Origin of the sequence: Actinomadura sp. NPDC000600 (genome assembly GCF_040492135.1) — a bacterium.
Lineage (GTDB): Bacteria > Actinomycetota > Actinomycetes > Streptosporangiales > Streptosporangiaceae > Spirillospora.
The window spans coordinates 1-1,569 of the sequence record NZ_JBEUPD010000110.1 but is presented as its reverse complement, the minus strand read 5'-3'; the positions used below and the strand labels follow the sequence as shown (position 1 = coordinate 1,569).

1 protein-coding gene is annotated in these 1,569 nt (G+C 71.3%); it reads right to left on the bottom strand.

Translation table 11 applies throughout. The annotated features are described in order from the left end of the window. Positions 1 to 1,569, bottom strand: a 1,569-nt coding sequence (locus ABWI07_RS44025; protein WP_353822193.1) for a DEAD/DEAH box helicase, incomplete at both ends; no start/stop codon positions are given.

The following is a 1,569-nucleotide window of genomic DNA, read 5'->3' as shown; positions in this document are numbered from 1 at the left end:
GCAGGGCCGCGAGTTTGTTTTCCCAGGCTTCCTCGCCGGGCTCCCACACCATCCCGGCCTCGGGCGCGTCCAGCAGGGTCTTGCGCCGCTCCTCTAGTTCCCCGGCCCGCAGCGCCTTCCGCTGCTGGTGGACCCATCGCCCAAGCGGAAACGCCTTCGTCACCCCCACTTCGACCTCAACGTCGTAGGGCACGGCGCAGAGCCCGGTGATCTCGTTCTCCGCCCGCCAGCGCAGCAGGGCCTGGTAGCCCTCCAGCCACACCAGGGACTCCGGCCGGTAGACCCGGGTGCGGAGGAAGGCCGCGATGGTCGACGCGTCCCTGGGAGAGGAGAAGTGGAGCAGGGCCGACTCGGCAGCGGCGTCGGTGTCGTCCTGCTCCTGGTCCTCGCCGTCGCCGTCGGCCCCGACGATCCGCCCTTCTTCATCGTGCCGGATGTGCACCTTGCGCTGTCCGCTGGTGAGTGCGCGGGAGGCGAGCTGCTCGACGAGTCGTTCATCGTGCGAGCGCAGGCCCTGAAGGACGGCTACAAGGGGGCGGAACGAGGCGGAGGCGACCATGTCGGTCGGGTCCTCGCCGGGCTCCAGGAAGACGGGCACGATGATCCGCGCGATCTTCGTGGTGCCGTCGCGGTTGAGTCGCAGGGCCCGGCCGATGTTCTGCACGATCTCGACCTGGGAGCCGCGGGTGTCGGCGAAGCACACGGCCTCGACTCCCCGCTCGCCGGTGATGTCCACGCCTTCCCCGAGCACGCGACAGCTCGCGAGGAACGCGCGGTGTACCCGGCGGCCGGCCGCGTCGATGCCGTTGGCGAACTGCCGCAGCACCTCGCGCCGCTCGGCTACGAGGTGGTCGCCGCACAGCCACGCCGCCCAGACGCGGTTCGGCGGGACGTGCCGTCCGGTCTCCAGCTCGTAGAACTCCGCGTCGATCGACGACGCGGGGAGCCGGCCCGCGGCCGCCAGGTCCTCGTCGGAGGCGTCGTTCACGTACAGCTCCGCGGCCGTCTTCGGCAACTGCTCCGCGAAGGCCGCCGCTTCCTCCACCTTCTGGTGGAACGTCATCACCGTGCGCAGGTTGTACGCCGCCGCGTGCTCCAGGAGCGCCGTCTGCAACAAAGCGAGGCGTCGGCCCCGCTGCGCCTCCTCCGATTCCCCGAGGGCGGGGGAGGGGTCGCGGATCTCCAGCACGTCGATCTCGAAGCCGGCCAGGATGCCCCGCTCGACGGCCTCCGACAGCCCGAGCTCGAACAGCCATTCACCGTAAGGGCCGTCGGGGTCGCTGGCCATCGTCGCGATCTCCAGCTCCCGGCCGTCCGCGCCCTTCTGCGGGCGGGGGGAGGCGAGGATGCGCGGGGTCGCGGTCAGGTAGAGCCGGAAGTCCGCGGGGATCCGGCTGTTGTCGTGGATCGCCGCCCACGGCCGCCCGAGATCACCGGTGGTTGAGTGGGCTTCGTCGACGACGGCGAGGTCGAAGCCGTCCATCGTCTGCCCGTACAGCCGCTGCCCGCCGGCCAGAGCGGCCTCCAGCGGACCGCGTACCTTCGCCCGGCCCGTGACGTCCTCGGGAT